Genomic DNA, 23,652 nt, shown 5'->3' with positions numbered 1-23,652 from the left:
GTCATTTGTCATTCGTCCTTTGCTTCCCCATCTCCCCCCTCTCCCTCATCTCCTCTACCTTCTAGGTAGCAGCAGGTTCAACCGCCTGATCCATCAGTTCTCGAAACTGAATCACATCTTGACGTGGATCAGCATGAGTCACCTGAACATCCAAGCGATCGCCTAGTCTAACGGATCGCTTAAACCGCATCACCAACTCTAACCCTAAATCTTCTAACAGAATCAAGCCCAAGTTGTCGTGTTCGCGTAACCAACGCAGCATTAATGCTTGCCACACTTGATCCGGGTGACGCCGTAAATATTCCAATCCCCAATAGCGATTGGTTTGGCGTTCCACCATAGCGGCTTCTGATGCGGCTGTAGTCACGCCTTGCATGGTTTCTTGCAGGTATTGAGCCGAAAAGGGTAAGGGATCACCGCGCAGGTGGGCTTTTAGTTGAAAATGATTCAGCAAATCCGTATAACGGCGGATAGGAGAAGTGACTTGGGTATAAGTTTCCAAACCCAAACCCGCATGACGTAGGGGAGTAATACTCATTTCACTGCGAGGCATACAGCGCCGCATGGCACAGAAGCGCACTGGACCTGGCGGCAATACCAGCAGTTCTTCATCAGAGGGCAGTTCCGGCTGAGGTTGTCCGCGAAAAGGGAGGGGAATTTGATGGCTTTGACCGTAACGTCCAGCGACTTCCCCGGCTAGAATCATCATTTCTGCGACCATTAGCCGCGCTTGGGAATCCTCTAAAACCTGAATAATGATCTCATCCTGATCACGGACTTTAATCACCGCCTCTGGCATGTGGATACTAATCGCACCCTGACTTGACCGCCATTCTTGACGACGCTTTGCCCATTTCGCGATCGCGGCTATTTCCGGTTCTGCCTTCACCCCCAGTTCCAACATTTCATCCACGTCTTCGTAGGTGAGGCGATAGGTAGGTTTAATCAGACTAGGGTGAATCTTGTACTCTTGAACACTGCCATCTTCATCCAGGATCACGCCAAAACTGAGTGATGGGCAAACTTGACCTTCAACCAAACTCATCGGACCCGTTGCCAGTTCGGTGGGAAACATGGAAATCATGCCCGTTGGTAAATAGAGCGTGGTACTGCGCCGTCGGGCTTCTCGATCCAGTTCGTCGTCGGGTCTGACTAAGCGGGTTGGATCAGCAATATGAATCCACAGGCGCTCTTTTCCATCGTCGAGTTGTTCTAAACTCAACCCATCATCGATTTCTGAGGTACTCTCGTCATCAACGGTGTATACCTTCAAATGAGTTAAATCTAAGCGGTCTTGATCGGGGTCGGGAGGCGGAGAATCCAGGTATTGTTGCGCCAAGTCAAGCACCTCACGACGAAAGTGAACAGGGTAAGATGAGCGCCGCAAAAACAGATTCTCGTGAGGACTCCATAAGCCTAAGTCTACCAACAGATCGAACGCTGCTTGGGGAGTTGGCGGGCGATCCAGGGTAGCTAGTATATCTTGGGCTGCACGAGACGCATTTTCCGGATATAGGACAAACCGTTCTAGGAGATCAAAGCGAGTGCGATCGCTTTCTTGCCACTCTACCGCTTCACCGTTGAGTTTCTGCTGAGTGCGGCTTAAAAATTCTTCTTGTTCTCGCTGCTTCGATTCTGCGGCTAGTTGCTGGTGTTTAATTTCAGCCACTTTTGTAGCTGGACGCGGTTCATAGCTATCGGCTTTTTGTTTAAAGTAGAGTTTGTCGTCCGATAGCAAGCAGTGAGCCGCATAACATAGGGGTGGGCTTTGGTCAGAAAACAAAAACTGTGCCATTTCCGCACAGGTTACCGCTTTTCCCTCTTCCACCAGCAATTCCCATGCCACTTCTAGGCTGGATGGATCTAAATAGGGTTCGACTTGGCTGAGAAAGTCGGGAATTTCTGAGACGTCAAATGTACCATCCTGAACTTCGTAGGTAACTTGCCGGGGATGAAGCGTGTGAGATTGACCCTGTTCATCGATAACCGTCCAGCGTGTTTTGCCATCTGGACGGTCTACAATCGCTAGATGACGATCACCTTGCACACGAAATTCGATAAGTGTTCCTTTTTCCACCAGCTTTGCTAATCCCGGTCGTTTATCTTTAGTTTTTAACTCATCCGGCGATAGGTTCCCCACGCTGCAATTTTTTATTCAGCGTGGGATAAATCGCCAATAATGCCCATATAAAGTGGCATTGCATCCAAATTGGATATGGTGTTCCTCGCCAGAGTTATCACACTCTAAATCTAGTCTAACGGGTGATGGGATGATACCAAAATCATTAGACGGGGTATCAAAGGATTCAATCATTTGACACCACCGTTTAGTCAGAGATCGATTATCTCACCACTCCTCATCCTGAGCTTGTGTTGAGCCGCATCATCCCTCTTTCATCATCCCTCTTTGTTGACGAAAGGCAATAATGCTAACAGGCGAGCGCGTTTAATCGAGCAGGTCAATGCCCGTTGTTGTTGAGACGTTAGACCTGTAATCCGACGTGGCAGAATTTTACCGCGTTCGGTAATGAATTTGCGGAGTAATTCCACATCCTTGTAGTCAATGGGTTCTCCCGGCTTGATCGGAGAAAGACGTTTGCGAAAGTAGGTCATGGGCAGTTCTTAGGGGTTTGTGGTCATCAATTTCAGTTTAGGATGCATTGCCATTGTTACGTGGCTATTTAATTTCTTTATGCACCGTATGCTTATTGCAATGAGTACAGAACTTTTTCAGTTCTAGCCGCCCTGTGGTATTGCGGCGGTTTTTCATCGTGGTGTAACGAGAGACACCATTTGTCCGCTTGTCTGGGTTCGTGCGACACTCTGTACATTCTAAGGTTATAACCAGTCGGACACCTTTCTTACTTGCCATAGTCTTACATCTAGTAAATTAAATCAGGGCGTGAGTGAATTTAAACACAATCTCTTATTTTTGCATACGACGCCGGATTTGGGCAACCCATCGCTTTAGACGCAGATCCAGAGAGAATCCACGACGGGTTTGAATTACCAGGGTTTGGGCAATGCGATCGTGAAACGCTTGCTGTTTTTCCGGTTCCGATAAAGCGATGCCACAATCTACCCCTAATGGGGCAATTAACAGCAGCATGGAGAGTAGCATGGAGATGCCATTAGCCAAAACGTTGAAGCCAAACATGGCTAAGAGCGCACAGACACCCAGAATGCCTTCTCGTTTAGTTAGTGTCAATAGCCCTGGAAGTTTGCCGTATTTGGCATCCAGCACTTTCATATCCAATGCCCAGCGTCCCAAACTCTGACCCTGATTGCTCGATACCAATAGGACCCGCATCCCTAACCACAGTGCCATAAACACTAACACTTGCAAAAAAGGATTTCCACCCGCCATCGAACTAACCAGCCAAACGGCGACAAAATCAATCAGGAAGGCATAGAACCGTCGCTCTATTGGCACTTGAGGAAAGCGCTTGTGTATTGGTTCAAGTTCATACATGGTTAGGGTTAAGGTTAGGGCTGATGCAATCTTTATTGATTTTAGCGGATTTTGCGAAGTGCAATCGTTAGGTCAAAAGCAGGCTGAGTGAGACTTTGAATCTTGTCACCTTAACCTTAACCCCCTACCTCAAAGCAATTAGAGTCCCCTCCCCTTGGCAAGGGGAGGGTTGAAGAGGGGTCATACTAACTAGGTAGGGACAATAAAAGTTAACGGCTGAGATCGTCATTTGTCATTCGTTTATGTAAAGGTTTGAAATCTATTTACATACCTTAATATAGTATAGAGTTAAATTTGTTCCCACTAATCTACTTAAATCTGGGTCAACTACTTTTTGTTCTTTCAAACTTAACTTTACCCTAATCCCCTAACCAATAAAATCCAACTCATATTTCTTTCAAAAATTCTTCTTTCTAAGGTTCAATTTCCTGACGCAATCGTCTAATTAGACTGGCGCGGCTAATGATTGTCGCTATGCCATTATCAATTTGCACAAACACTTTACCTGAAAAAAGGCTACGTAAAGCCGGACGTTGATACACCACAAAATTATCGATTTCTGACGTGGGTTCAAACCCCATAGCGGATAAGGTTTTATTTAGGGTTTTACTAAAGGCTTTTTTATTCTTAAACTCTAGAGAAAGAGTCACGCTGCGATTGAAGTAAGCCCCCACTAATCCGGCGACCAAACCGAGCGTAATACCGTAACGATACGGAAGGGGTTGAGTTAAACTTAGACCTAGCACTTGCGAGGCTAAGACAGCCACAATCAGGGTCATCCCTGTAAAATAATAATAGAATGTTGCCCAAAAACCAGGACTAAGGTGCATACAATAACCCCTATAAATTTAAATCAGGATACAATTATTTATCACACGTTCCGGATTGTCAAGATTTAGACGATAAACTAGGCGAGTGTAATAGTCGCGTAGTTAATGCCGTGCGTACATCTTAGCCTTATCGTTTAAGTCATAGCAAAGGGTTAAACTGAGTACATTTAAGTATTCAGTTTAATCACACCATAAGTTTATTGCTATTGTCTTTTACTCTCGTTGATCGCAGGATTTTGATAAGTATCAATGCGGTCTAAACGATCTATAAAATCAAATCTTCAGTACGTTGTCGAATTACATTGTATTGAGTCATAGCTCGGTAGCGGCTCCAGTACCGATCGACAGCGATCTCCAGCTCTTTGAAAGGAAAATCCGCGCCGTGGGCTTCTTGGAGGACGACAAAGAAGTCGAGAATCGCGCCACCTTCGGCGGAGGTCAGGCTGTCGAAGCGCTCGTGGAAAATGGCTAGTGGAGTACCGGAATCGAACCATTCGAGCTGCTGCTTACGGAGTAGCTCGGTCATGTCGTCCGGCAAACCGAGACCGGACGGGAGCCTAGTAGCTCGATCAAGCGCCTCTACGACGTCTGTACGAGAGAGTTCGGTAAGTGCGCCTACGAGTTCGGAGACGAAGATGCTGAGAGATGCATAGGACTCCAGGGAAGCGTACAGGAAGGCTGGTAGGAAGTACCGGAATGCCTCCGGAGCAAGCATCCAGAGATTGCCTTCGACCTCGGTTCGGAGGTCGTACACCGAGAGTTCCCTTGACGTCTTCGTAGCCAAGAGTTCGCGCAGGCGATCGCCGTTGTAGTTTACCGCTGATCGCAAGATCTGACTCGCCACGGGTCGGGGGCGCGAGGCGAACGCATTGAAAAAGCGAGCTTTATAGTGAAATACGATATCATTAGCTCCTTAAGCGAATAGAAAAGGCTCGAAGCACTTTGAGGGAAGGAAAGGGTATTAGTCTGGAAGAGATGAGGAAAAAGTATGAACTTTAATTGCATTTGATACGGGACATCTCGACCCATTATGGAAGGTGCACATCTTGGTCGGAGGGAATATTGTTATGACCACAACTCTACTTATCCAAACTGAAACCACTCCCTTAAGGATTTCGCTACCCGCGATCGCGCCGATGACTCGCGAGGAGTTCTACACCTTTTGCCAAGCTAATCGAGACTTGCGTATCGAACGTACTGCGGCTGGAGATGTTGTCATTATGCCACCTGCTTTTTCAGATACCGGAAACCGCAATTTTAATCTGGCTGTACAGCTTGGTATCTGGGCGGAAATTGATGGTACAGGTTTGGGTTTTGACTTCAGTGCAGGATTTACGCTTCCTAATGGTGCAACGCGATCTCCTGATGCGTCTTGGATTAAAACAGAACGGTGGAATGCTTTGACTGAGGAGGAAAAAGCATCCTTTGCGCCGATTTGTCCGGATTTTGTGATTGAGTTACGCTCGGCGAGTGATACTTTAAGTAGTTTGAAAACGAAGATGCAGGAATACATAGAGAATGGTATATCTCTAGGCTGGTTGATTGACCGCAAAAATCGTACTGTTTATATCTATCGCTCTAATCAAGAGGTTCAAATTTTGGAAAATCCAGAGCAGGTTAGTGGTGAGCCAGAGTTACCCGGTTTCAGATTGCTGATGTCAAAGATTTGGTGATTTTGGTAAAGAGTCAAGGGGTAGGATGGGCAAATGGATATAATTTTTGGTGAAATCGTTAAATTAACGTAATTTGCCCACCCGACAATATTAGGCGATCGCACTAAGCTGTCATGCATTTAAATTGGGTATTAGTAGCGAGCTTTCTAGATCGCACTACAAGGATTGCGTCATTATTGATATTAAGGTTTAAATGCCGAACAGCTTACGAGATATCAAAAGATAGTTCGCGTTTGCTGGCAACACAATCTTCAAGGTATAAATTAATTAATTCTTGCCAAGACATTCCTTTTTCTTGTGCCATTGCCTCAAAATATTCTATGACTTCTATTCCCAAAGGTAAAGTTACTTGTTGTTTTAATGTTTGGGCAAAAGGATTGGGTCTACTTTTCATTTTGTCAAGGTCATATTCTTTTTGCATGGTTTTATCCTCGATAAAATTTACTTTCGTTTTTAGTAGCTTTTCGAGCAGAAATTATTCTAATGACTGATTCTTGTTCTCGGTAACAATGAACGATGAGTAATATTCGCATTCTATAGCTTCTGCCAAGAAGTAAGAAACGGTCTTCTGTGTCAGCAAGTCGGGTGGGCAAATGGATATAATTTCTGGTGAAATCGTTAAATTATCATAATTTGCCCACCCGACAATATCAGGCGATCGCACTTATTAAGATGTCAAATGGCTTCTATAGGAAGCAAGGCTTTCCCAACAGTCTTCCACTTGGTTTTTCCTTGTTCTATCAGTTTTATATGAAATTCATAATCTCCCTCTTCTTGAATCTCCAGTCCGCTGATTTTAAAAATTGCGTTACATCGTAAATTGTTAGATAGATCTATCTTATATTCTTTTTGAAACAGGATATTTCTCGATGGAGACATTAAACACAAACGAGCACTGCCTTGACTTGGCTCGTCTTTACTCTTTCTGCCCCAAAATGAAACTAACTCGAAATCCGGCAAAATTATAGATTGATTTTCATTAGATGATGAAATGTTATCAATATTAAACTGTTCTATTATTTCTACCAAAGTAATATTTTTGGTTTCTTCATTAACAATACTCTTTAAGCAAATAAGCGTCGATATATGGTTAATCATTGATCGATCAATTGAGTTTCTAGATATTCGGTTGCTGTCTCCATCACGCGATTGTGTCCCCGCTCTGATGCTTTACGAATTGCAGCAATGGATAGATCTCTGTTGCTTGACGGAATGCCTATATTAATTATTCCTAGTAGGGTTTGATAAGCTAGATTTTCTTGGTTAGGATCTTCTACAATTCGGTCTAAAAGCCTTATTAAGTGTGGTAATATGCGTAGCTCGTAGCTTTTGGTCAGCGCCCATACTGCCATGGGATGAGGGAATAAAGTCTCGTCAGAGATATAGGCGATTATTTCGTCTACTACAGTTTTTATATCAGTTTCTGATAGTCTCTGATGAGCTAATTCATCACCAATAATTTCTCTAATACCACCGTCATCCCCTGGAGTGGGATGCTGTACCTTTTCTCGTTCAATCAGAAGCCCAAGAATTAAAGCTGCCTCATGAGTTTCTGTCTCACTTCCTCGGAGAGCTTGCGTAAGTTCTTTAACCAACATATCTAGACCTTCTTATACCTTGAGATTGTGACCCCGCAAGTTTTCTACATCAACTCTGGCATCAGTATATTTCTGATAACGGAAGTATGCACTTTTTGATTGACCAGCAGTTGCAATTCCAGCAGGAGGACGGCTGCTAATCCAGGCAATTTGCTTTGCCTTAGCAGGCTGTGCGGCTTTTTTCGCTTTGTTAGGGGTTACCTTTTCCACGGCCGTTTCAAGAGCTGTAATAGCTTGCACGGTTGTAACACCTGTAATGCTAGGGGCAGTTGCAACTTGAGAGAAGGTCGGACCCCCTTGGTTAGTACCCCATTGCACTTGAAAACGCATGGTGTTTTGCCTTTCCTCTCGATCTCTGGTTCTAGGCACTGCTCGCGGCTCCACCCGATCACGAGAGCGAGAAGATTCATAAGCCATGTAACCCGCATAGCCTACGGTAGCAACTGCTGCTACACCAAGGATAGCCCAACCTATGGGACCTGCAGCTATAAGAGGTGGAGCCGCTGCGGCCTGAGCGAAGCGTTGGATTGTTGGAGCTGAACTCTGACTCGATTCCTGTTGACGGGATTGCTGCTCTTGCGCTTTTTTAGCTCCTTCCAAGTCTCCCTGGGCGGCGGCTAAAATTGGCTGGGTAACTCGTAGGATCTCATCGACCTTACCTGATCCCTTCAAAGCACGGAGTTGTTCGAGTACTGTCCGAAGACCATGTTCTTGCTCTTTAGCTTCAGGAGCGGCTGTCGTGTCTACATCGCTTTCACCTGTCGTCTGGGTAAGACTAGCATTCAGGGCTTGTTCCACTACCGCGATCGCTTGATCAAGCATTTCTTCATGGTTAGTCGGCTCAGCTTCACGCTGAATGCGTGTGGCTCCCGCCTGTTGCACCACATGAGTCAACTCATGCGCCGTCAACTCATTATTCCCCGGTAACTTTCCAGCCCCAAAATAAACATCACTCCCATGAGTAAACGCCTGAGCGCCCAACTCCTGATTCATCTGTATCGCTTCACCACCCGTATGCACCCGCACTCCACTAAAATCTGCCCCAAAGCGCGGCTCCATAAACCCTCTCACGTTCTCGGATAACGGAGAACCTCCACCCTTAGACGCATTCAAACGACTCTCTAAATCCCCAGATGCTTGATTTCCGTCTATTTGATGCGCCCGTTGTATCATCTGGCGCATTTGCACACGCGGATCAATTTGCCTGTGCACCACAGGTGTAATTGACTGCGCTCTTTGCCAGATCTGATGGGGGTGATGGGGATGATTGGTGTCCAACTGACGCTGAACTGACGCTGAACTATCAGGAGGCGCTGACATTGACATTACCTGAGACGCTACTCGGTCAGCTTCTTGCTCGTAAGTATCTCCAGGCGCTCCTATGGTTGACCCTGAGCGAAGTCGAAGGGTCAACTTGGTTTGAATGCCAATTTCCTCTAAGTCTTTCCCGGCTTCTCCCGACTGTTCCTTCTCTTCTTTGGCACAATCAGCACATTGTCGTTGAATCGGGTTTTCTGAGACTGGGGCAAAAGCACCTTTTAATTGGGAAGCAGGGCTTTGTGGTATGGGTGGAGGGGCATCAAACGTTGATACCCATGGTGATTCAGATTTACGCTGTACCGTTGACCCTGAGCGGAGCCGAAGGGTTGATCCTTCGGCAAGTTCAAGTTCCTTGGCTTGGATTCCTCGCATTACATTGGCGGCGAGTCTATCGGCTGATGCTCTGGAATACTCCCCGATTTCTGGGGATGGGGCAGATGACGGGTTTGACTTGGGTTGAATCGAAGAATGTCCCATTTTCCCCGGACTTTTACCCTTTTTCTGTACTGGGGTGGGAGTCCAGGACGAATTTTTCTTTTGTACGGGTTTATACTCCATGATATGGACAAATTGATACCATCGTTTCCCAATTTAATCTGGATGCGGCAACCATTCAAGCTGCTTGTTTATCGTTGAATAGTACGGACTATACGCCTACACTACCGGATAAACAACAGGATGACAAACAAACCGATAAAGAACCAGCCAAAACATCCTCATCTTCAACCCGTCGTCGCTCATCGAAAACTCAAAAGATTCAACCCAAAATAGAACATAATTTATCTCCCCGGCAAACTCATTTATGGGATTTCTGTAAGACTCAAGCGCGTCCCCGTTTAGATGATTTGGCGCAACGGATTGATGCTGTAGCGACTTGGGAGGAGTTGATTCTACCGGAACGAGAAAAAGCTACATTACAGGAGATTTCGACTCATGTGCGACAACGAGCGAAGGTTTATCACGAGTGGGGATTTGCGGGAAAAGGAGGACGTGGATTAGGGATTAGCGCTCTTTTTTCCGGACCCAGTGGCACAGGGAAAACTATGGCTGCGGACGTATTGGCAAAGGAGTTACGTCTTGACCTTTATCGGATTGATTTGAGTGCGGTGGTGAGTAAATATATTGGGGAAACGGAGAAGAATCTGCGGCGAATCTTTGATGCAGCGGAAACCAGTGGGGCAATTTTATTGTTTGATGAAGCGGATGCTTTGTTTGGCAAACGAACGCAAGTGAAAGATTCTCATGACCGCCATGCGAATGTAGAAGTGAGTTATTTACTGCAACGGATGGAAGCCTATCAAGGATTAGCGATTTTGACGACAAATCTGCTCGATGCTTTAGATCAAGCGTTTATGCGTCGAATTAATTTTTCGGTCAAATTCCCCTTTCCCAACGCCCCAGAGCGAACCGAGATTTGGCAGCGCATTTTCCCAAAAGAAACGCCGACAAAGAACTTAGATATGCAAAAGTTAGGTAAACTGAATATGGCGGGGGGGAATATCCGTAATATTGCCTTAAATGCAGCATTTTTAGCCGCTGATGCGGGTGAACCTGTGATGATGAAACATCTTTTACAAGCGACGAAAAGCGAATCTCTGAAGTTGGGGAAAATTTTAACGGATTCCGAAATCAGGGGCTGGGTTTAAGTTTAAGACTTAAGCCCTCAACTAAAGTTGGGGCTAAAAGCTTAAACCCGTTGAAACGGGTTCAACGGTTCCTTTAGTAAGCTCGGTTCTTACTTTAGCTTTGACGCGGAAATTGATTTCCTGGCTATGTAAGTCAACGATATTCAACCTAAAAGACTTAACTTCAAGCGCCGATGTACCCGGAATTCACCATCAGCGATATCCGAGTTATACGACTGTTGATGATTTGATGACGGCGCAGACAAAATGTCAAAAGCCGTAATCAGCAGGCTCGGGAAAGTGAAGCAAAGGGTCAATTGTAGGGGCGGGTTTAGGAACTAGCGCTAGCTTGTTACTAATCAATGAACAACAAAACCCGCCCTATTCAGAAATAACCTTTCAACAAAATCCGCCCTTGGTCAAAAATCCGTCCCTGGTCAAAACCGGGGATGCTGGGTAGAAGAAGTTACCGTTTTTTAAGTTTTAAGGAACAGATCAATTTCGATTACTAGATTGTTTGAATGAGCAATTACTGCCATTTCTGACCTTATACCCAGATACTTCAGCCATTCTCAACTACACTGTTTTAAACGATAAATTATAACATTAGCTACGCGGAATCATTTGTTTCCTTTTTCACTGTCAATGGGTTGACAAAGCTCACGGTTACTCTGTTTAACATCGGGATTATGATTGAGATAATCTCGCAACCAATTACAACTTTTTGCTAACAGTTCCTCCAAATCTAAATTCCAAACAATTGCGGTATTATCTTCAGTGCCGACAGCTAACGCTTGACCATCCTGACTCCAACTGACACTGGTGACTCGTCCCTTCTCGGCTTCCCAGGTTTTCACTAAAGTGTCATCTAGTCGCCAGATTTGTACCCGATTATCCCAGCTTGTGGTTGCCAGAATATTTCCTCTAGGACTGAACTGAACCCGCGCCACACTATCCGTAGACCCTTTCAATGTAGTTTGCAGTTCACCCTGACGATTCCAGAGTTTTACAGTATTGTCATAACTAGCTGATGCTAATAACTGGGAGTCGGCAGAAAAGCTGACATCTAAAACCCAATTACTATGACCTTTCAAAGTTTTCAACAATTGTCCCTGACGATTCCAGAGTTTGACGGTTTGGTCATCACTAGCAGACGCCAATACCTGACCGTCAGGACTAAAACTCACTCCATTGACGCGGGATTGATGTCCTTTTAAGGTTTTAATCAAAACTCCATCTCGTGTCCAAAGTTTAATCGTTTTATCTCGACTGGCGGAGACAAGGGTTTGCGAATCTGGACTAAAACTGACATCCAACACCCAATCCTGATGACTGTTCAATACCTTAATCAACTCTCCCTCTCGATTCCACAGCCGAATCGTACCATCTCGACTGGCTGAGGCAAGGCGTTCCCCGTCAGGACTAAAACTAACACTATAAATTCGTTCCGTATGCCCGTTTAATGTGTGCAAGAGTTGACCCAAACGATCCCAAATTTTGACGGTTTTATCGTTACTTGCTGTAGCAATCCGTTCTCCATTGGGAGAAAAGATCACATCTCGCACATCATCGTCATGCCCGCGTAAAATGAGCTGAGACTGTTGCCGCAGTTCCCAAAGTTTGATGGTTTTATCATAACTGGCAGAAGCGAGGACGACGGGAGTTGCTAATGTATCTGCGGTTTCTTTTGCTTTTTGGGTGGGACTAAAACTGACAGCAGTTACTCTATCGCTGTGTCCTTCAAAGGTTTTCAGTAATTTACCATCACGATTCCACAGTCTTACCGTATTATCGGCACTTGCTGCTGCAATCAACTGACTGTCAGCGCTGACGGTTACGTTCAATACCCAGTGTTCCGGTTGGGAGAGGGTTTTAATCAGTTGACCCTGAGTATCCCACAGTTTCACGGTGCGATCATCGCTAGCTGAGGCAATGAATTGACCATCGGGACTAAACGCCACACTGTTAACCTTACCCTGATGTCCGGTGAGCGTTTTCCATAATTGACCGTCTTTTGTCCACAATTTGATGGTTTGATCGCTTCCTGCTGACGCTAGCATCTCACCATTGGGACTAAAGCTAACCCACTGTGCTGCTGTTTTATGGGCTGAAAAGGTATGAATTAACTCGCCATCCACTCGCCACAGGCGCACCGTACCATCCGCACCTGTGGAGGCTAGGTGTTCACCGTCAGGACTAAAGCTAACGCTATAAACATAACCTTCATGCCCTGTCAAAGTTTGGACAAGAGTGCCATCTTGACGCCACAGCTTAACTGTGCCATCCCAACTACTGGATGCAATTAGCTGACTATCTGGACTAAAGGAAACACTGGTAATGCTATCTTGATGCCCTGGCAGAGTAGTGACTAATTTACCATCAGGACGCCACAATTTTACCGTGCGATCGCGGCTGGCGGAGGCAATCAGTTCTCCATCGGGGGAAAAGCTGACATCCCAGACAATATCACTATGTCCTTCTAACCGATTTCGTTCGGTTACCGAGTCTATGGCTTGGGAAAGGGCAGCAATCACTTGCAGATGGGTATCGGGTTTGACGCCTACAATAACCTGTTTAAGCTGTCTGGCGCCTCGGAGGGCTTCCAGCAGCGCATCAAACTCTTTTCCAGAAGCAAATAGGGCTTCTGACGACGCACTAATCGCCGCGAGTTGGGCATTAAACGTTAGAGTCGCGGCGCGTCGGCGTTGCACCTCAGCCCGCCATCCTAACCCCCCAGCCGTCACCGCCAGCACTGCCATTGCCGTACCGACTGCGATCGCCCGGAGTCGCTGTTTGCGAACTCGTAAGAGTTCCATTTGACTGTGCTTTAGCCGGGTTACCAGTGTCTGCTTGCGGCGTTTTTTGTAATGGTGACGGATGGGGGCGACTAAGTAATCGTGAACTAGCTGATATCGATCCTCGGGTTCGTCAGGTAGGCGAAATAACAACCCTGAGCCAACTAAAATCTCCAGAATTAGGGAAAGTGAGGATGGCGATTTGACAACGGAGGGGGATGGTGTATGTCCCATATCCAAATCCTTTGTCCCCGATTCCAACTCAGTTTGAGTTTTCAAGGGACGAGTCCCTCGGTCATCCGTCAGTGAAAATAAGACTTGCCAAACTGTCTCTTGATTCTCAGAACCACAATCAGCAATAGCATTCAACAGCCAGCGTTCGACTAAAGTGGCTTTCGGATTCGTGCCTAAGGCTTGGTATTGCGCCAGAGTGGTAATTTTCTCCGTTTGCAGTTGCATCCCCACTACCTGTAATTCAATCAGTCGCACGCTTTCGGTGGGTGAGGCTAAATCCTGAACTAGGGCATCAATTAGGGCGTCGTCTAACTTAAACTGAGAACCTGAAGCCAGAGTGGAAATGACATTTTTCGCTTCCCGTGGGGACAAATCCCCCAAGTGGTAGCGAAGTTGCCGATCCAGAATATTGTTGTTAATCGCACTCAAATTCGTGTAGCGTTCGCATTCAAGCAGGTAATGCAGGTAATCTTCCCGCAAGGATAAAATAATTTTGACAAAGGGAAGATTTAGGCAATGCTCTAAAAATTCATAGAACTGGCGTCGTTGTTCTAATTCCGTACAAACGAAAAAAAATTCTTCAAACTGATCGAAAATTAGCACGATCAGGATATTGCCATCAGCCGCCTGCTGTAATTGATTGACACAGGTTGCCAGTTGGCTCAGGGGTGGGGAATCTAACGCCGTATCCGATGAGGAATTAGAGGTACAGGATGGTGCCTTGCTGAGTTGTCGAGAAAACTCTCCTCGCCAATCGCTGTAGACTTTCTGCACCACGGGGATTACCTCTCTAGCGCTAATCGTGCGACTCTCTAAGGCAGGGACTAATCCAGCGTGAATCAAAGAACTTTTACCCACCCCAGAGGAACCATGAATCACCGTTAGTTTGTGATCATTGCGGCTGAGGCGTTGCAAGAGTCGATTTACATCTGGCAATCGCCCAGCCGCCGCTATTTCCAGGGGCGATAATTGTGGTTCGTGTCGCCCAGAGAGTAAGGGTGCTGCACCAAGAAAGGTAAAAAAGCCATACTGTTGTTCGAGGGAACGCTGTTTTTGCTTGAGTTCAAAGGCTCGTAGGTATTCTTGGTGAGCGAAGTAGAGCGATCGCAGTTCTTGGAGAATGTCCAGGTAAAGCTGGGGAGACTGATGGGGAGCGTTTGGGAGTAACCCCTCTACCGTTAACGCCGCCTCTAAATCCGCGATCGCTGCCGTTGATTCCCCCAGTTTACGCTGGGCTTTGGCACGGATCAGTAAGTACCATCCCTGATGCTGAGGCTGAAATAAGTGAGAGTGATCCAAAATATCTAACGCTGTTTGGGCAAAGACTTTGGCATCCCCCCAATTGGATTCTGCTAATGCCACCGCCGCCAAAAAACCATAAGCTTGGGGTAATTGAGCCACATTGTCTTGGGTTTGAGACTGCGCCAATGACTGAAGTGCCAGCGCTTGTAAATCTGCCCAATTTTGCAGGTTTTGCAAGACTTCACCCAGTTGAATGGTTAAGTGGGCAACCCAATCCAAGCGTCCCGCTGTCGTAAAGGCGTCAATCCCCGCTTGCCAAAATTCTCTAGCTTTCTGCCAACTTCTATACTTGTGACTTGGGTGTAATTGAGCTTGACGACAATAACACCAACCCAGATGACACTGTAAGATGCCAATCCGTTCTAAGGATTGCTGATCAGCGCCATCGGAGACAGCACAGGGAATCTGTTGCCAAACATCTAGACTCCGTTGATACTGCTCAAGGGCAACCTCAATCAAGTCATGTTTAAAGGCATCTCTGGCTAAAATAAACTGCCATGTCGCATAGTGGGCAGGTTCTAGATTCACACCACGCCCCTGCAAATCCCGTAATGCGGATTCGAGTTCTTGACGACGCTGACATCCCGGCGACAACTTGAGCGCTTCATTGGAAAAAAATTCACCGACACTTTTGTCTAAAAGCGTGGTAAACAGTTCCTCAGTTGTGTGTTGCCATAATTCCAACAACTCGGCGGTTGCCAGTTCAAATTTAATCGAGGTAGCCGCCCAACTCTTAAAATCAGGAGCAAATCGGGCTAATTTATGGAGTAATTCATCAGTGACCCATAAAACGATAGGAAAGCTAAAACTTTTTGGAAATTCGTCCCGTACCTGATTGGTGGAGATTAAGACTGGATCAATTGCCGTCACGGATTCCAGACCAAATACGAGCAAGGCAGATAAGTCCTCTTTCGCGATCGCGTCTAGGATAACGGTATATAAGGTTTGACTGGATTCTTGAATCACTAACTGTTTCAAGGGAATTCCTGTCAGCCCTTGGAGTTGCTGCCACATCTGTTGTTTGCAGCACTCATAGTTGCAGCGGACTAAAATCAGGGCAAATTGTCCTTCCGACAGGGTGATTGCCCGAGCGAGGGTAGATAGTGAACGCTCATTGGCTAAGACTATTTCTTCGGCTCTCTCTCTCTCTTTCTCCTTCATTCCTATCAAAATGTGACTACTCCTAGGTGGCTATCGTCGAGTAAGCTAGTGTTAATAAGGGACTTTAAATACAGAGGCTAAAAAACAGAAAACCAACCAATAAGACCTCTATTGGCTTCGGTGGATGGATCTGCTATTTTGATTACAGATCTTTTATTAAAGCGTATCTTTGATAAGATAGAAACTATTTATTGAGAAATTCAACCCACTTCTAAAATCAAAACTTAGACCCAGACAATTTAACAATTTCCAATAGAATTACACAGTGAGATCAACTGATAAAAATCGTGACAAAATTTTATAGTAAATGTGACTTAGATCACTGATTTTTCATTCGTCATTTGTCAGGCAATAGGCAATAGGGTAATGAGCTATAGAAATTTTGTCTCCCATCTTCCCCAGCTCCCCCCGCTCCCAGACGTAGCATGCTACGTCTCTACATTGCTCCCTCTGCTCCCCCAGCTCCCCATCAAGCACTCACATCAGCAACCGATTTAAACCGAGCCGTCTCTGCTAAAGCTGGATTTACTCCAAACCAACGACCCAAGTCATCGCGGTATTCATAGACAAACATACTGCGTAGCAGAATTTGATATTCTTTTTCCCCGCGAATGGACTGCTGCTGAACCACCTGAAAGAGTAACTGCCATTCCGCATCCTCAACCGCTAACGCCAGATCGTCCCGGTATCCCTTAATCACACTCTCTAAGCATTCGCGAGAAAAGGGTGGATCTTCTTGTTGCAGGCAGTTATACAGCAGTCCCAACAAGTTGCGAATGTGACCCCCACTAATCCGACAGATGCGATCCAGGGTTTCGGGACTGTCAAAAACCTCTGGGATTAAATTTAAGCGCTCTTCCGGAGAAACCTGGGGAAACGCACGGGCTAAAACCAGTTGTCGGAGTAATGCCATTCCTTGGGGAAACTCCCGCCCATCTCGATACCAAATTGGCACCATGGGTAACACTTTAGGAGCAACACCCCCGCCCAAGCGATTCTTCAGCGTTTCGTATTCGTTAGAGAACATCAGCGCTAAGGGGATGGTATAAACCAGATGACAGCGTAAACGTCGCAATTGAGAGCCGCGATCAATAAACAGGTACTCAGGCTGCGATCGCCCCGCATGAACGGGTCGGGGATCAACCCGATCCAAGTTGTCTATAATTACGACTAACCCTTGTTTACCTCGTTGTTTGAGCTTTTTAATCGCCGGTTCAATGATTTCAGTATTAATCGCCTGCAAAATCCCTTGAGTACGAGGCTCTAGGTGTTGTCTGAGCTGTTCGCGCAATTGAGGACTATCTTTGGTTTTGGCAGTGACTTTAGCAATACCGACGGACAGTTCAGCCGCTACATCCACATCGATAGGGGTCTGTAAAAAATCATTAATCTCGTTGAAGAGTTTGTTAAAGTACCGGGGTTGGAGACGAATCCCGATCGCTTCGAGATTTTCACTCACCGACCGAGCGATGCTGAGTAAAATATCGCTAATATCAACATCTGCCATGTCCAAGTCTTGAGATGACTCAAAATAGACAACGTGAAATTGTTCCGCCTCTAACTGAGCCTTCAAGCGAAACAATTCTGTAGACTTACCACAGCCAATATGTCCCGTAAAAAGCTGACAGGTAGGTTCATCCGGCGAAAGTCGTGCGATCGTGCGTCCTAAGGCTTCGATAATTTTGCCACCCCGCACAGACGAAAAATTAATATAGTACTGACGATCCTCTGGATTGCCCATGACTAGGGTTCTAGCTGGGTTACAGGCTTTGAAAAAAGTAGGTAGATGCAGTTTCATAAAGCAAGACTCTTGAGTCACCTGATTCAAGTAGAGCGTAAATCATTGACCGAACCCTTATACGTAGGGGTAATACCCCCTTTAGGGTCTAATGGCTTGGATTTGATCCCTCAGGTAGAGTAGAGGATGAGTGAGATAAGGAAGATGGGGAAGGTGAGGAAGATGGGGAAGGTGAGGAAGATGAGGGAGATGGGGAAGATGGGGGAGATAAGGGAGATTATGTAGGGGCGGGTTTCACTACTATCTTTTCGGTTACACCCAGATGTAACTAAACCCGCCCCGACTGTACGTAGCTTCTCAAGGGAGCGAGTATGAAGAATGACAAATGACAAATGACGAATGACGAATAACATTGCATCAGTTTCCCAAGCCCAAATCAGTAATCGGCGACAACAGCTAAAACGTGCCCGCCGAGTTAAATTTTTTCAGGCGCTGTGGCGATCGCTTATGGTAGGCGGTATGGCTAGCGGTTTGATTTGGGCGATTACCTTACCCGATTGGGTAATTCGCCAACCGGAACAAATTGACATTGAGGGCAATCAATTTCTCTCAACTCAGGCGATTCGATCGCTGCTCCCCTTATCCTATCCTCAATCACTCTGGCGAGTGGAACCCCAAGCGATCGCAAAGTCTCTCGAGAATACCGCACCCATTGCTGAAGCGACAGTAACTCGTCAACTCATGCCTCCGGCGTTGATCATTCAAGTGCAAGAGCGCCAGCCTGTTGCGATCGCCCAGGGGCAAACTCAGACAACCTCAGAACCGGGCTTTTTGGATGAACGAGGCGTCTGGATGCCCCAAAGTAGCTATCGTTCTCTCAAAGCCAATGTCGAGTTACCCACGCTGCAAGTGCGGGGTCAGAATGAACAATATCGTCCATACTGGTCACAAGTGTATCCGGTAGTCCACCACTCTCCCGTCAAAATCCTGGAGATTGATTGGCGCAACCCAGCCAATTTAATCTTGAAAACCGAATTAGGAAATGTGCATTTAGGATCGGATAGTTCCCAATTGGCAGAACAACTGGCAGTTTTGGATCGCATGAGACAATTACCCACTCAGCTTCAACCTAGTCAAATCGCCTATATTGATCTCAAAAACCCAGACCGTCCGGTGATTCAGATGAATACGGCAAGTGAAACCCCTAAACCGGATCATGACTAACCATGGCGGTAATAGTGGTATAAAAGAAAATTCAGCTATGCCCATTGGGGCAACTCTTGAGGAGAGTACCCTTCAAGAGTATTTACAACAAACCGGGGTGTTCGTTGGTTTTTCAATCGACTTACCCTATAGTTGACTCAGATTGTTACATATAACTGATAAAGTTGATTATCAACCCTGACCTATTCCAATGACGCTTAATAGTAAACTAGGGCTTGTCCATCAAAGCTCTCCGATAACGCTGAATACCGATCTTTCAGTTGGAGCGGAGAATACCCATCCCTTCAGCAACTCTGGGTTGCAGTTTAGTCAACCCCATGATTATGATTCCAAAGGGATTCCCAGGGAAGACGCGAGGAGCGACAACATTTTGCCAGGTAATGTTGCCAGAATTAAAGTTGTTGGTGTTGGTGGTGGCGGTGGCAATGCCGTCAACCGGATGATTGCCAGTGAAGTGGCTGGGATCGAGTTTTGGTCAATTAATACCGATTCTCAAGCCCTTTCCCAAAACTCCGCCGCCAAACGCTTACAGGTGGGTCAGAAGTTGACACGGGGACTCGGTGCGGGGGGAAATCCCGCCATTGGTCAAAAAGCAGCAGAAGAATCTCGCGATGAAATTGCCCAAGCCCTAGCCGAGTCTGATTTGGTTTTCATTACAGCCGGGATGGGCGGCGGTACAGGAACGGGTGCAGCACCGATTGTGGCAGAAATCGCCAAAGAAATGGGTGCGTTAACGGTGGGCGTTGTGACTCGTCCTTTCACCTTTGAAGGACGCCGCCGTACTTCTCAAGCGGAGGAAGGGATTGCCGCACTGCAAAGTCGCGTCGATACTCTAATCGTGATTCCCAATAATAAGCTGTTGTCGGTGATTTCTGAACAAACACCAGTTCAAGATGCATTTAGAGTTGCCGATGATATCCTGCGTCAAGGTGTACAAGGGATTTCAGATATTATCACCGTTCCAGGGTTAGTGAATGTCGATTTTGCTGATGTGCGAGCTGTTATGGCAGACGCGGGTTCAGCGTTAATGGGAATTGGTGTAGGTTCCGGTAAATCCCGTGCTAGAGAAGCGGCGGTGGCAGCGATTTCTTCGCCCCTACTGGAATCGTCGGTGGAAGGCGCTAGAGGGGTAGTTTTTAATATTACCGGAGGTGGTGATCTGACGCTACACGAAGTTAATGCGGCGGCGGAAACCATTTACGAGGTGGTTGATCCCAACGCCAATATCATTTTTGGTGCTGTGATTGATGACAGGATGCAAGGTGAAATTAGAATTACGGTGATTGCTACAGGATTTAGTGGTGAAGCACCACCGCCCCCACCTGTAAATGAAGTTCCCCGTTATACACGACCGATCACACCGAGACCGAATCCGCCAACTCCTGCACCAGAACCGAAAACCCGACCGGGACTAGATATTCCCGAATTTTTGCAACGGCGTCGTTTTCCTAGAAGCTAGTACGAGAAGGTAGAGAAGCAGGGGAAGCAATGTAGAGACGTGCCATGGCGCGTCTGGAAGCTGGGGGAGCAGGGGGAGCGAAGTATCAAACCTCAAAACCCATAACTAAAAACTTATAACTGATGCAAGTACCAGTAGCGCTGACAATAGCTGGCTCAGATAGCGGCGGTGGGGCAGGAATTCAGGCAGATTTGAAAACTTATGCCTTTCACCGGGTTCATGGTGCGAGTGTCCTGACTTGTGTTACCGCCCAGAATACTCAAGGGGTCAACCGCGTTGATGCTTTGCCAGTCGCCGCCGTTGTTGCTCAAATTGAGGCAGTGGTGCGCGATATGGGAACTCAGGCGACCAAAACGGGCATGTTACTCAACGCCGAGATTATTAACGCTGTAGTGTCTCAGGTTAAGAGTTTCCAGCTTGAACCCCTTGTGGTTGATCCAGTGATGGTATCCCGCACAGGAGACCAACTGATTGATGATCAGGCGGTAACTTCTTTGCGAGAAGGTTTGATTCCTCTGGCAACGATAGTGACACCAAACCGTTATGAAGCTCAATTACTCAGTGGTTTAGAGATTCATACCCTTGATGATATGCGATCAGCTGCCCAACGTATTTATCAACTAGGAGCAAAAGCTGTCTTAGTTAAGGGTGGTGCGATGACGGGTGATCTGTGTGGGGTCGATGTCTGGTTTGATGGTTCCCAGTTCTACACCCTGAAAACAAGTTTGATTGAAACGAAGAATAATCACGGCACAGGTTGTACACTCAGTAGTGCGATCGCGGCGAATTTGGCGATGGGCAAAAACCCACTCACCGCCGTGCAAAGGGCAAAGGAGTATGTGACAACAGCACTCCAATACGCCCTCGATATTGGTCAAGGATATGGACCTGTGGGGCATTTTTTCCCATTATTGCCCTCTTGATGACCGGAAATGCCAAGACAATGGGGTTAATGTTAAATAGCGTTGACTCATTGCCTAAACAGGCGAATATTGTAAGATAGGCATCGTAGTAATTAATGCCACAGTTATGGAGCTAGGAGTTGATCAGAAGTCGGTTACGACTATTCCTAGATAAGAATCAGAAGTCGGTTACGACTATTCCTAGATGAAACTCTGATGAATTCTAATTCCCCAGTTAATCCTTCTATGCAAAATCCGCCAACCGAGCGTTATACCCCGTCAACCCCTGCCAATAATTATTGCCCTTCAGTGCCAATCTCTGTATACCGGGAACTGGCGGCTGAGTTACAAGCAGCCCAAGCGATGTTGGATTCCCTCAATGGTCAAAATAAGCAGTTGGTCAAACAAAACCAAAAACTGCGCCAAGAAGTGGAAAAAGTGCTGCAATCGAGCCAACATCTCCAGCAGGTAGTGGATTCATTGACACCCGTCACCGGGGTGGAAATGCCTCGACGCCAATCGATTCCCTCAGAATCCCATCCCACCCCGTCAATCCCTAAATCACCTAAATCAGCTCCCTCTAGGGTAGGGGTTGAGGTTCCCCCTCCTCATCCCCAGTTAGACCCCCTTTCCTCGCCTTACAGAGAAAGTTTCGTCATTGAACAGGAAGACTCTCGTTCCCGGCGGACATCCGCCCCTGAGGGTCACAGAGAGGTCAATGGTTGGTTTTTAGTCTTAGCCATCGTGTTGATTGTACTCAGTGCCTTTGGTGCAGGTTTTCTGATTGTACGACCCTTATTAAATAACAATCGTTAATTTTCCATTAAAGATTCGTAGAAATTGCCTGAACCGGACAAGTGGGGATACACTGCTCACAGACAATACAACGCGATCGCGTAAAGTTGAGTCGAAAGTCATCGGGATTGAGGGTTAAGGCTTCTGTGGGACACACACCCGTACACAATCCGCAATCGACACAACTTGTTTCGTCAATCAAGATTTCCCGGTCAATCAGGGATACATTGATATCGTGCGATCGCATCCACTCAATGGCAGCATCAAGCTGATCGATATCTCCTGAGAGTTCCACCACCAGTTTGCCAATTTGATTAGGGGCAACTTGAGCGCGGATAATATTGGCGGCGACATTGAAATCCTTTGCCAGTCGGTATGTTACTGGCATTTGGACTGTGCGTTTGGGAAAGGTTAGGGTTAGCCGTTTTTTCATGGTCTTGTTAGCCTATGGACAGCATCGTTTTGATGAAAATTGACAAATTGTAACTTAAATTGCCTTAAACATGACCGCGAATTCTCCAGACTCAGGATCTCCATCTCCCCAGACACCTCAAGCAAGTCTCAGCTCTCGGCTGAGAAATTTTATAATTGCCCTAGTCGCCATCATTCTTGGCGTTGCCCTATTCTTAGGATTACAAACACAGACGGGTTCGGCTTCTCTTGATGCCCAAGCGGAGGAATCCACGCCCCTAGAAGTTGCAATCAGTAATGGCAAGCCAACCTTAATGGAGTTCTATGCTAACTGGTGTACTACTTGTCAAGCCATGGCGCAAGACTTGGGGGAATTGAAACAACAGTACACCGACTCGGTTAATTTTGTGATGCTAAATGTGGATAACAGCAAGTGGTTACCCGAAATTCTCAACTATCGAGTCGATGGTATCCCCCATTTTGTCTTTTTAGACGCCCAAGGCGAAGCCATTGCCCAAACGATTGGGGAACAACCTCGCCCAGTTTTAGAGGCGAACTTAGAAGCCTTGGTCGCTGACCTACCTTTACCCTATACTCAAGGCGATGGACAAGTCTCTACATTTAAAGCGCCTGTGTCATCGTCAAAGACGTCTCCAGATGATCCTCGCAGTCATGGCAGTCAGGTTAATTAGTCAGCACCGTTTAACGTGAACGGTTAGGAGCATCATTTTTCCTTTGCCTTATGTCTTAAGTAGGAGTTTGAGGGAAACCCTTGCCCCAAAAAAATCTACCAATAGTAAAGTTTTCGTTACAGAGTTTTGGAGGCAGAGGCTTCACTCTATTATCTTGGAGATGGGAGAGCTATTAGGCTACTAGGAGGATAAGAATGGCAGATCAACACTCCCCAGCCAATTACACCAGCGCAGACTTAGAGAAGGCGGCACTCAGCCGATTTCGTTCTCTTATATCATTTCTACCTAAAAATTGTAAATTATTTCGAGAACTCTGGAATCGTTCCACAGTATTATGCTTAGACTTTGAAAATTGCCCTAACCTTCTTGATCAGGTTATGGGTCAATCTTTTTTACTACTACTCGTCGCCCATTACTTAGG

At 46.4% G+C, this 23,652-nt stretch carries 21 protein-coding genes and 2 pseudogenes; 9 read left to right on the top strand and 14 right to left on the bottom strand.

What is annotated here, in order from left to right; translation table 11 throughout:
- Positions 1 to 61 precede the first annotated feature (61 nt).
- The 6 genes from ACLFWI_RS07415 to ACLFWI_RS07390 all read right to left on the bottom strand — a co-directional run bounded on the left by ACLFWI_RS07415 (position 62) and on the right by ACLFWI_RS07390 (position 5,131).
- Positions 62 to 2,077 carry a ribonuclease catalytic domain-containing protein gene (locus ACLFWI_RS07415; protein ID WP_446412400.1) on the bottom strand — a complete coding sequence of 672 codons (2,016 nt, stop codon included), beginning with the start codon at positions 2,075 to 2,077 and terminating at the stop codon, positions 62 to 64.
- Positions 2,078 to 2,397: 320 nt separating this feature from the next.
- Complete coding sequence (rpsR, locus tag ACLFWI_RS07410) at positions 2,398 to 2,613, bottom strand: 30S ribosomal protein S18 (RefSeq protein ID WP_446412399.1); 216 nt, start codon at positions 2,611 to 2,613, stop codon at positions 2,398 to 2,400.
- A 64-nt stretch (positions 2,614 to 2,677) separates the two neighbouring features.
- Complete coding sequence (rpmG, locus tag ACLFWI_RS07405; protein ID WP_446355835.1) at positions 2,678 to 2,872, bottom strand: 50S ribosomal protein L33; 195 nt, start codon at positions 2,870 to 2,872, stop codon at positions 2,678 to 2,680.
- Positions 2,873 to 2,926: 54 nt separating this feature from the next.
- Positions 2,927 to 3,472 (bottom strand): RDD family protein, encoded by a 546-nt coding sequence (locus ACLFWI_RS07400; RefSeq protein WP_446409627.1) that lies wholly within the window; start codon positions 3,470 to 3,472, stop codon positions 2,927 to 2,929.
- Positions 3,473 to 3,885: 413 nt separating this feature from the next.
- Positions 3,886 to 4,302 (bottom strand): hypothetical protein, encoded by a 417-nt coding sequence (locus ACLFWI_RS07395; protein WP_446412398.1) that lies wholly within the window; start codon positions 4,300 to 4,302, stop codon positions 3,886 to 3,888.
- A gap of 265 nt (positions 4,303 to 4,567) precedes the next feature.
- A complete protein-coding gene (locus tag ACLFWI_RS07390) occupies positions 4,568 to 5,131 on the bottom strand; it encodes a hypothetical protein (RefSeq protein WP_446412397.1) in 564 nt (187 codons plus the stop codon).
- A gap of 238 nt (positions 5,132 to 5,369) precedes the next feature.
- On the opposite strand from ACLFWI_RS07390, the gene ACLFWI_RS07385 reads away from it, so the two are divergent.
- On the top strand, positions 5,370 to 5,975 hold the full coding sequence (locus ACLFWI_RS07385; RefSeq protein ID WP_446412396.1) for a Uma2 family endonuclease: 606 nt from the start codon (positions 5,370 to 5,372) through the stop codon (positions 5,973 to 5,975).
- 205 nt (positions 5,976 to 6,180) lie between these two features.
- Here ACLFWI_RS07385 and ACLFWI_RS07380 read toward each other — a convergent pair whose 3' ends face one another.
- The 5 genes and pseudogenes from ACLFWI_RS07380 to ACLFWI_RS07360 all read right to left on the bottom strand — a co-directional run bounded on the left by ACLFWI_RS07380 (position 6,181) and on the right by ACLFWI_RS07360 (position 9,451).
- On the bottom strand, positions 6,181 to 6,396 hold the full coding sequence (locus ACLFWI_RS07380) for an antitoxin (RefSeq protein WP_446412395.1): 216 nt from the start codon (positions 6,394 to 6,396) through the stop codon (positions 6,181 to 6,183).
- Between the two features lie 4 nt (positions 6,397 to 6,400).
- A pseudogene (locus ACLFWI_RS07375) lies at positions 6,401 to 6,553 on the bottom strand (BrnT family toxin); the annotation flags it as partial.
- Between the two features lie 97 nt (positions 6,554 to 6,650).
- A complete protein-coding gene (locus tag ACLFWI_RS07370) occupies positions 6,651 to 7,073 on the bottom strand; it encodes a hypothetical protein (protein WP_446412394.1) in 423 nt (140 codons plus the stop codon).
- Positions 7,070 to 7,573: a hypothetical protein gene (locus tag ACLFWI_RS07365; protein ID WP_446412393.1), complete on the bottom strand. Its 504-nt coding sequence runs from the start codon at positions 7,571 to 7,573 to the stop codon at positions 7,070 to 7,072. Before ACLFWI_RS07365 ends, ACLFWI_RS07370 begins: the two co-directional genes overlap by 4 nt.
- A 12-nt stretch (positions 7,574 to 7,585) precedes the next feature.
- Positions 7,586 to 9,451: an eCIS core domain-containing protein gene (locus ACLFWI_RS07360; RefSeq protein WP_446412392.1), complete on the bottom strand. Its 1,866-nt coding sequence runs from the start codon at positions 9,449 to 9,451 to the stop codon at positions 7,586 to 7,588.
- A gap of 233 nt (positions 9,452 to 9,684) precedes the next feature.
- On the opposite strand from ACLFWI_RS07360, the pseudogene ACLFWI_RS07355 reads away from it, so the two are divergent.
- Positions 9,685 to 10,539: pseudogene (locus tag ACLFWI_RS07355) on the top strand (ATP-binding protein); the annotation flags it as partial.
- 599 nt (positions 10,540 to 11,138) lie between these two features.
- Here the strand turns inward: ACLFWI_RS07355 and ACLFWI_RS07350 are convergent.
- Positions 11,139 to 16,010: a WD40 domain-containing protein gene (locus tag ACLFWI_RS07350; protein WP_446412391.1), complete on the bottom strand. Its 4,872-nt coding sequence runs from the start codon at positions 16,008 to 16,010 to the stop codon at positions 11,139 to 11,141.
- A 469-nt stretch (positions 16,011 to 16,479) separates the two neighbouring features.
- Complete coding sequence (locus tag ACLFWI_RS07345; RefSeq protein ID WP_446412390.1) at positions 16,480 to 17,808, bottom strand: P-loop NTPase fold protein; 1,329 nt, start codon at positions 17,806 to 17,808, stop codon at positions 16,480 to 16,482.
- A gap of 339 nt (positions 17,809 to 18,147) precedes the next feature.
- Between ACLFWI_RS07345 and ACLFWI_RS07340 the strand changes: the two genes are divergently transcribed.
- The 5 genes from ACLFWI_RS07340 to ACLFWI_RS07320 all read left to right on the top strand — a co-directional run bounded on the left by ACLFWI_RS07340 (position 18,148) and on the right by ACLFWI_RS07320 (position 22,149).
- Positions 18,148 to 18,972, top strand: a complete 825-nt coding sequence (locus ACLFWI_RS07340) for a cell division protein FtsQ/DivIB (RefSeq protein WP_446412389.1) — start codon at positions 18,148 to 18,150, stop codon at positions 18,970 to 18,972.
- Positions 18,965 to 19,108, top strand: a complete 144-nt coding sequence (locus ACLFWI_RS07335) for a hypothetical protein (RefSeq protein ID WP_446387508.1) — start codon at positions 18,965 to 18,967, stop codon at positions 19,106 to 19,108. Before ACLFWI_RS07340 ends, ACLFWI_RS07335 begins: the two co-directional genes overlap by 8 nt.
- A gap of 54 nt (positions 19,109 to 19,162) precedes the next feature.
- Complete coding sequence (gene ftsZ / locus ACLFWI_RS07330; protein ID WP_446412388.1) at positions 19,163 to 20,431, top strand: cell division protein FtsZ; 1,269 nt, start codon at positions 19,163 to 19,165, stop codon at positions 20,429 to 20,431.
- A gap of 122 nt (positions 20,432 to 20,553) precedes the next feature.
- Positions 20,554 to 21,354: a bifunctional hydroxymethylpyrimidine kinase/phosphomethylpyrimidine kinase gene (gene thiD / locus ACLFWI_RS07325; protein ID WP_446412387.1), complete on the top strand. Its 801-nt coding sequence runs from the start codon at positions 20,554 to 20,556 to the stop codon at positions 21,352 to 21,354.
- Positions 21,355 to 21,549: 195 nt separating this feature from the next.
- Positions 21,550 to 22,149, top strand: coding sequence for a hypothetical protein (locus ACLFWI_RS07320; RefSeq protein ID WP_446412386.1), 600 nt, complete (start codon positions 21,550 to 21,552; stop codon positions 22,147 to 22,149).
- Between the two features lie 7 nt (positions 22,150 to 22,156).
- Here ACLFWI_RS07320 and ACLFWI_RS07315 read toward each other — a convergent pair whose 3' ends face one another.
- Positions 22,157 to 22,561 carry an NIL domain-containing protein gene (locus ACLFWI_RS07315; protein ID WP_006106245.1) on the bottom strand — a complete coding sequence of 135 codons (405 nt, stop codon included), beginning with the start codon at positions 22,559 to 22,561 and terminating at the stop codon, positions 22,157 to 22,159.
- 70 nt (positions 22,562 to 22,631) lie between these two features.
- On the opposite strand from ACLFWI_RS07315, the gene ACLFWI_RS07310 reads away from it, so the two are divergent.
- Positions 22,632 to 23,231 (top strand): thioredoxin family protein, encoded by a 600-nt coding sequence (locus tag ACLFWI_RS07310; RefSeq protein WP_446412385.1) that lies wholly within the window; start codon positions 22,632 to 22,634, stop codon positions 23,229 to 23,231.
- A gap of 194 nt (positions 23,232 to 23,425) precedes the next feature.
- Positions 23,426 to 23,652 (top strand): hypothetical protein (locus ACLFWI_RS07305; RefSeq protein WP_446412384.1); only part of this gene is annotated, 227 nt, incomplete at its 3' end.

This window comes from Coleofasciculus sp. (assembly GCF_046539235.1).
Lineage (GTDB): Bacteria > Cyanobacteriota > Cyanobacteriia > Cyanobacteriales > Coleofasciculaceae > Coleofasciculus.
Note: the sequence above shows the minus strand (reverse complement) of the source record. Positions and strands in the feature narration are given on the sequence as shown.